The organism is Roseateles aquatilis, assembly GCF_002205645.1.
GTDB classification, from domain to species: Bacteria; Pseudomonadota; Gammaproteobacteria; order Burkholderiales; family Burkholderiaceae_C; genus Roseateles; species Roseateles aquatilis.
The window spans coordinates 1,267,138-1,274,247 of record NZ_NIOF01000001.1 but is presented as its reverse complement, the minus strand read 5'-3'; the positions used below and the strand labels follow the sequence as shown (position 1 = coordinate 1,274,247).

General features: G+C 66.1%; 8 protein-coding genes. 2 read left to right on the top strand and 6 right to left on the bottom strand.

Features of this window, described 5'->3' with window-relative positions; all coding sequences use genetic code 11:
* Positions 1 to 810: RHS repeat domain-containing protein (locus CDN99_RS05460; RefSeq protein ID WP_141100651.1), on the top strand; the 810-nt coding region annotated here is incomplete at its 5' end.
* Between the two features lie 499 nt (positions 811 to 1,309).
* Positions 1,310 to 1,582 carry a hypothetical protein gene (locus CDN99_RS28085; protein ID WP_141100650.1) on the top strand — a complete coding sequence of 91 codons (273 nt, stop codon included), beginning with the start codon at positions 1,310 to 1,312 and terminating at the stop codon, positions 1,580 to 1,582.
* Between the two features lie 62 nt (positions 1,583 to 1,644).
* Here CDN99_RS28085 and CDN99_RS05450 read toward each other — a convergent pair whose 3' ends face one another.
* The 6 genes from CDN99_RS05450 to CDN99_RS05425 form a co-directional block, all read right to left on the bottom strand.
* The gene (locus CDN99_RS05450) at positions 1,645 to 2,217 is read right to left on the bottom strand and encodes a hypothetical protein (RefSeq protein WP_088383224.1); all 573 of its coding nucleotides are present in this window, start codon (positions 2,215 to 2,217) and stop codon (positions 1,645 to 1,647) included.
* A gap of 157 nt (positions 2,218 to 2,374) precedes the next feature.
* The gene (locus CDN99_RS05445) at positions 2,375 to 2,971 is read right to left on the bottom strand and encodes a CDP-alcohol phosphatidyltransferase family protein (RefSeq protein ID WP_088383222.1); all 597 of its coding nucleotides are present in this window, start codon (positions 2,969 to 2,971) and stop codon (positions 2,375 to 2,377) included.
* 37 nt (positions 2,972 to 3,008) lie between these two features.
* Positions 3,009 to 3,395: a nuclear transport factor 2 family protein gene (locus tag CDN99_RS05440; RefSeq protein WP_088383220.1), complete on the bottom strand. Its 387-nt coding sequence runs from the start codon at positions 3,393 to 3,395 to the stop codon at positions 3,009 to 3,011.
* The gene (locus CDN99_RS05435) at positions 3,392 to 4,222 is read right to left on the bottom strand and encodes a YIP1 family protein (RefSeq protein ID WP_141100649.1); all 831 of its coding nucleotides are present in this window, start codon (positions 4,220 to 4,222) and stop codon (positions 3,392 to 3,394) included. Before CDN99_RS05435 ends, CDN99_RS05440 begins: the two co-directional genes overlap by 4 nt.
* A gap of 192 nt (positions 4,223 to 4,414) precedes the next feature.
* A complete protein-coding gene (cobT, locus tag CDN99_RS05430) occupies positions 4,415 to 5,458 on the bottom strand; it encodes a nicotinate-nucleotide--dimethylbenzimidazole phosphoribosyltransferase (RefSeq protein WP_088383216.1) in 1,044 nt (347 codons plus the stop codon).
* Positions 5,459 to 5,548: 90 nt separating this feature from the next.
* Entirely contained in the window at positions 5,549 to 7,042 is a 1,494-nt protein-coding gene (locus tag CDN99_RS05425) for a cobyric acid synthase (protein ID WP_088383464.1), read from the bottom strand.
* Positions 7,043 to 7,110: the final 68 nt, after the last annotated feature.

Sequence of the window (7,110 nt, the reverse complement as noted above, 5' to 3'; positions counted from 1 at the left end):
CACGTCTACGCCGACCACCTGAACGCACCGCGCTTGCTGGTCGACAAGAACAACGCCCTGCGCTGGCGCTGGATCAGCGAGCCGTTCGGCTCGACCGCGCCCGAGACCGCTCCAGCGGGACTCGCGCCCATCACCTTCAACCTTCGCTTCCCAGGGCAATTCTTCGACAGCGAGTCGGGATTGAATTACAACTACTTCCGGGATTACGACGGGACGACGGGGAGGTATGTTCAGAGTGATCCGATTGGGCTCAGCGGCGGCGTCAACACGTATGCCTATGCAGGTGCGAATCCGCTGGCCAATGTAGATCCATCAGGCCTTGATTGGAGGTGCAGAAATTACGGCGTAGCTGTCCAGTGCGTAAATTCGCCACCCATCGTTGATCCCGACATTCCCCAAGCATCAGCGCAAGCGCCATCGTTTACAAATCCGTTTGAGGGCTTGTTTAAGAACAAAAAACCCAGATGGGTTACGGGCAAACAGGAAAAATATTGGAATCAAGCAAATTGCGCCGAAGGTGATCCTTGTGAACAAATTAAGGCATACATTCGACAGGAAATACTGCAGGCTCGAAGTAAGCGTGACAACATGCTCAACGACAAGACGCTCTATAGGAACGCGTATTCGACTCCAAATCCCGCGGTAACTGGCATGAATGGGACTTGGATAGGTCATCAAAAGGACCTGTTTGGCAAGGTTGACAAGATAAATGAAATGATTGCCATGGGTCTTGCAATGGGCTGTGACATGTCAAAGGAAATAATAATGACAAACGGCCTTTACATCCCCAATCACCCTTTGTCTCCGTAGGCTCATGATTGCACATATCACCATACCCATATTTTCTTCTCCAATAAATCCGATTGGCGCATCGGAGGGGCGGGTTTCTTTGACTCGCGCGCCTAAAATTGGGGAGCCGTTGGCATGGGAGGAGCTGATAAATGATCCGGTACCAGAACTGCTCTCCAGGTTGAATACGGGGCGTGTCGACTACCTCGATACGTCTCCTCAAATTAAGTCGGTGGATATCGTTATTGGTCTTGATGGTGTGTATCTCGAATCTGAGGACGCGGCGAGGGAGCTCGTACGTGAACTGCAGAACCGACTAGGGCTGGTCTACGTAGACTACTAGGTATCGCCGATATAAGCTCGCTGCTCAATCGCAAGAAGGCGCCTCTAGAGAAAATCTCCAGCCACAGGGGGCGCCTTCCTTTTCGCTCCGCAAGTCCACGCCACGCCTCAAGGCTGAATCCAACATGCCGTCATAATTAAAATACCCGAAAAATTCACGGCAGAATTCCTGGATCAGATGCAGCAGATGCGGGGTGATATTTTCGATCTTGCACCATTGATTGAATATCGGGAAGATGGTGAGTTCATCCTCGTGCTGATTGACGGCGCGGGGCATCATGAACAAGCAGAGTTGAATCGATTTCTTGCCAAAGCTCAAGAAATTGCCGATGGTATATTTCCAGTGCGAGATGAAAGCTGCAGTTGGATGATTAATACTGGGCGGAATGGAAAGGTTTTTGGATCTGTTTTTGGAGGTGATCTGAGAAATCCAAGATCAGGATCTATTTGATAGATTGTGGTTCTTCGAAGGATAGGGGCCGCCTTGGCATCAGCGCCGCAATGCGGCAGCACCTACCCCCGCTCCAAAATCGGATTCGCCCACCTCTCAAACGCCACTTGCCACTCTCCTTGAGCGGCCTTGAGGATCTCCTCCGGGTCATCCACCGGCGCGATCTGGAAACGCTCCCTCAGCCATTCGACATAGCCATCGAGCCCCGGTGTCTTGCGATAGCGATGCTCGTCGCGGTGGAAATGAACGCGATCCAGGTCGATGCACGGCTCCACATCGCAGGTGCTGACTCGCAGCAGTTCCCGTACGTCGCGGGCGACGATCCATTCGCCGCCCTCGTCGCCGAAGACCACCACCGGCCAGCGGTCCGGCATCGGCGGCTGCGACGGATCCGGATTCCACAACGCATAGAACGAGCCCGATGCCGTCGCCCGCGCGAACGGCACCAGGCGGGCGAGAAACTCGGGATCGGCGGACCAGCCGTGCCGAAGCCCGGCGCGGCCTTCTTTCGACAGCGTCAACGCTTCGGAATAGTTGCCGTAGCCGACCTCGTTCTGAAAGCGCAGCAGCGTTTGGAGTGCCGCGGGAACGGGCAGGTCGCCGAACTGGGCGGCGTAGTCATCGGGATCGATCATGGGAGGAGGAGCACTTCGGTCATGTCGGCCGGCTGGACCCCGGCCAGCTCCACGGCAGCGGAGCCGGGCGGGAATCTAGCGCCCATCCCCGGCGCTGCCACGTGACCTTCGTCCTGCGCGCGTGCACCGCGGAGGGGCGCGCGCTCCGGACCTCTCGTCAGGACCCGCGATGCGTGTCCCTGATCCTCAAGGCATGCGCGAGGCTGGGCACGTCGTTGCGCCAGACCGGCAGCACCATCGAGATCGCCAGTCCCTCAAGATCCGCCACGATGCCGATGAACACGGCCGCGTCGACCGCCCAGCCGTCTTCACCGAACGCCAGCAACGACACGAAGCCGGCGAAGAGCGCGAGGCCCCACAGCTTCGATGACCACATGTGATAGGCCGCCTCGCGCCGGAACTTCAGCCAGTCGAAGGCGTATCGAGCCAGCTCCAGCGCGAGCAGCGCCAGCAGCGGCCAGCACCGCGAGGTGATCGCGTCGGGCCGCAGGTGCCACACCGCCACCGTCGCGCCGACGTAGAAGAGGCTGTCGGCGACGCTGTCCATGCGCCGCAGCGTCGGTGTCGCGACGCCCCAGCGCCGCGCCAGCACGCCGTCGAAGATGTCCGACAGGAAGGCCGTCGTCAGGCACAGGCCGAAGGCGAGGCCGATCCAGTCGGCGTTCGCGGCGGCCGGGATGAACGCGAGCGCCACCATCACCGGTGCCAGCGCCGCGCGCAGCGCGGTGAGCATCCAGGGCAGGTGATGGCGCATGCGGGGCTGCTCCGGGGTCAGTCTGGATCCCGCGCACTCACCACGGCGTCGCCGCGGGTGTTCCCTGGTGATAACGCATCTGCCAGCCCTCGGCGGTCTTCAGCCAGAGGGAAGACCGCAGCGTGTGATGCACCAGCGCGCCATCGGCCTGACGATGCGCCGAACGGTAGGTCAGCAGCGCCGCGTCGGGCGCGATCGGCGTGACGCGGAAGTCGTCGGGCACGACGTCGGGAGGGGAGTGATCCTCCGCGAGCCATCGGATGACGGTCTCGCGGTCGTATTGACGACCCGAGCGACCCACCTCATGGAAATCCGCGTGCAGCAGTTGCGAGAGTCGCTCGGCGCTGCAGCGCACGCCGGGGTGATGGAGCTCGACTTCGAGCGCGCGGAGCGTCGGCAGCCAAGTTTCGTCGCCCGTATTCATCGCGCCCCCATCTGGCTGATCAATGCCGTCAGTACACCACTCGCCAGCACCAAGACGCCCGCGGGCAGCAGCAGGAACCAGAACAGCGCGCGCCCGCGGTCGAGCACGAAGGCGGTGGTCGCGCCGACATAGCTCACCCAGCAGCCCCAAAGATTAAGGCCGATGAGGATCCACGTCGTCACGGTCTCGCCCTCCCATGCGTCCAGATAGCTGGGGTAGACCACCGTGTGCGTCAGCGTGACCAGCACCGCCGGCAGTGCGTCGACGGCGGACTGGTAGGTCCAGACCTGCCGTGCCCGAGCAGGATCGGGCTTGTCCGCCTCGCTCCATTCGAGCCGCTTGCGATAGAACCATCCCATCACCAGCCACAGGAACAGCGCGCTGGAGAGTCCGCCCACCAGCATCAATCCCCAATAGGCCGTCCATGATTCGAGGGCGTCCAGGACGTAGGAGATGGTCTGCTGCGGCTTGCCCGCGATGTAGGTCTTCAGCAGATGCTGGTCGACCTTGTCCATCGCGTAGGCGATGCCGATCAGGTAGGTCAGCAGCAGCAGTTCGGGCTTGCGCGCCAGACGCTCCATGTCGCTGAAGAAGGCCCGAGGCCTCACGAACAGCTGGAACAGCCCGCGCAGCGACAGCGGCGAGGACGGGTCGGAGAACCGCGGTAGCTCGGGCGGCAGCTCCGGCGCGGGGAACAGCGGTTTGTAGGCGGGCTGTGGCCGTGGCGCCTCCATGGCCTCGACATCAGCGGTCGCGGACGGCTCCGCCGCGGGTGCCTGCGACAAGGGAGACGAGGACGACGGCAACGCCGACGGATCGGATGACATGAGCTTCCTCCCGAGATGATTGGATGAGTGGCGGCCGGCGATCTGAGGCCGCCTGGCCGTGGCGCGACGCATGCATCGCCCGGGGCGGCATTGTGCCGCCGCGAGCAAGACCCACTGCGGTGCCGATGCGGCGACACCGGGGCGTCGTGACGCGGGTCCGCGCCCGCGCCGGCCCCGCTCGGGAGGCCGCGTTCAGACCTTGTCGCTCACCCCGGCCGAATCGAAGCTCGCCATCTCCGCCAGCACCCGGCAGGCCGATTCCAGCAGCGGCCAGGTCAGCGCCGCGCCGGAGCCTTCGCCCAGGCGCATGCCCATGTCCAGCAGCGGCTCGACCTGTAGCGCGTCCAGCATCAGCTTGTGGCCCATCTCGTTGGAGCGGTGCGCGAAGACGCAGCGCTCCAGCACCGCCGGCTGCAGCCGGGACGCCACCATCACCGCCGCCCCGGTGATGAAGCCGTCGACGACGATCACCCGGCGCTCCAGCGCCGCCTGCAGCACCGCACCGACCATCATCGCGATCTCCAGCCCGCCCAGCGCGGCCAACGCCGACAGCGGCTCCGTCGCGCGCGGATGACGCTCCAGGACGCGGGCCAGCACCGCCTGCTTGTGGCGCAGTTGCGCGTCGTCCAGCCCCGTGCCGCGGCCGATGCAGTCGGCCAGCGGGTAGCCGCCCAGCCGCGCCAGCAGCAGCGACGCCGACGAGGTGTTGCCGATGCCCATCTCGCCCAGCAACAGCACGTTGCCGGGGCGCTTGTGCAGCAGCGTCTTGCCGGCGGCCACCGCGGTGGCGCACTCCTCGACCGTCATCGCCGGACCTTCCAGCATGTCGCGGCTGCCCATCGCGATCTTCGCGATCAGCAGGCCCGGACGCGGATCGAAGCTGTGATTCACGCCCGCGTCGACGACGCTCAGCGTCAGGCCGTGCTGGCGCGCCAGCACCGACACCGCCGCGCCGCCGGCCAGGAAGTTCTCCACCATCTGCCAGGTCACGTCGGACGGATACGCCGACACGCCGTGCGCCGCCAGGCCGTGATCGGCCGCGAAGACCAGCAGCTGCGGATCGATCAGGCGCGGCTTCTCCGTGCCCTGGATCAACCCCAGGCGCAGCATCAGCGTCTCCAGCCGCCCGAGCGAGCCCAGCGGCTTGGTCTTGCGGTCGATGCGGTGCTGCAGCGCCGCCGCCAGCGCCGCGTCGTGCAGCGATGGAATCTCGGGGATCAGGTCTTGTGTGGTCATGGTCGGGCTTGGAGGCTTCAGGGAGGAGCGGGAATCGGCCGGGCATCGGGGAGGGCGGCGGCGCCTGGACCGCGCCGCCGGCGCGATGCGTCAGCCGACGGGAACTCGGGCGGCGTGCGTCGGCGCGGGCGCCAGCAGGCCAACCAGCACGCCGGGCGCGAAATGCCGGTCGACGTAGTCGGCCAGCTCGTCGAAGACGCGTTCGAGCGGCCGTACCGGGCGGTCGAACAGCGCGGCCAGCACGCGCTCGTCCTCGAAGAGGCCGTGCAGGTAGTGACCGAGCACCGGGCCGTGCTGCCAGCCGACCGGCTCGCCGAGGCCGTCGAACAGCACCGGCTGCGCGGTCGCCAGCGAGGGATGCTGGGCGGTGCGGCCGTGATGGATCTCGTAGCCGCGCGCCGGCATCGCGCCGAGCGCGGACCACGGCGCCGCGAGCGAGGGCGCGAAACGGCACTCGACCTCGCGCAGCAGCTTCTCGCGCTCGAACAGCGTCACCAGCGGCAGCAGGCCCAGGCCCGGCGCGTTGCCGTCCAGGCCGTGCGGATCGACCAGCGCCTCGCCCAGCATCTGCAGGCCGCCGCAGATGCCCAGCACCCGCCCGCCCGCCGCCGCGTGCGCCGCGACCGCGACGTCCAGCCGCTGCGCGCGCAGCCAGGCCAGGTCCGACGCCACCGCCTTGGAGCCCGGCAGCACGATCCAGTCGACGCCGTCCAGCTCAGCCGGCGCGCGCGCCCAGCTCAGCCGCACGCCGGGCAGGGCGCGCAGCGGCTGGAATTCATCGAGGTTGGACAGCCGCGGATAGGCGATCACCGCGATGCGCAGCGGCCTGCCGCCATCGGGACCGCCCGGACCTCCGGTGGCACGGTCGTCGAAGACGCCGTCCTCCTCCGGCAGGCCGTGGCCGCGCCACATCGGCAGGGTCGCGACCGTCGGCACGCCGGTCATCCGCGCCAGCATCTCCGGCCCGGGCGAGAGCAGCGAGGCATCGCCGCGGAAGCGGTTCAGCACGAAGCCTCGGATCAGCGCGCGTTCGTCCTCGGGCAGCAACTGGTGCGTGCCGTACAGGTGCGCGAAGGCGCCGCCGCGATCGATGTCGGTCACCAGCAGGCAGGCCGCGTCGGCCTCGCGCGCGGTGCGCATGTTCACGTAGTCGCTGGCATGCAGGTTGATCTCGGCGGGCGAGCCCGCGCCCTCGATGACGACCACATCGTTCTCGTCGAGCAGCGCGTGCAGCGCGCCGCGAGCACGCAGCCACAGCGCCTCGCTGCGCTCGCGCCACGGCGCGCGGCTGAGCGCCTCGTCCACCTCGCCCAGCACGACGACCTGCGACGCGGTGTCCTTCTCGGGCTTGAGCAGCACCGGGTTCATGCGGACTTCCGGACGGGCACGCGCGGCCAGCGCCTGGAAGTACTGCGCCGAGCCGATCTCGCCCGGCCGGCCGGCCAGGCCGGGCACGACGCGGGCGTTGTTGCTCATGTTCTGCGCCTTGTAGGGCGCGACCTTCAGTCCCTGGCGCGCATACCAGCGGCACAGCGCCGTCGTCAGGAAGCTCTTGCCGGCGCCGCTGGTCGTGCCCAGCACCATCACCGCGCGACCGCGTCCGGCGGTGACGCGCGTGCGCGCGGCCGGTCGGGGCGTGGAGCGCTCGTCGT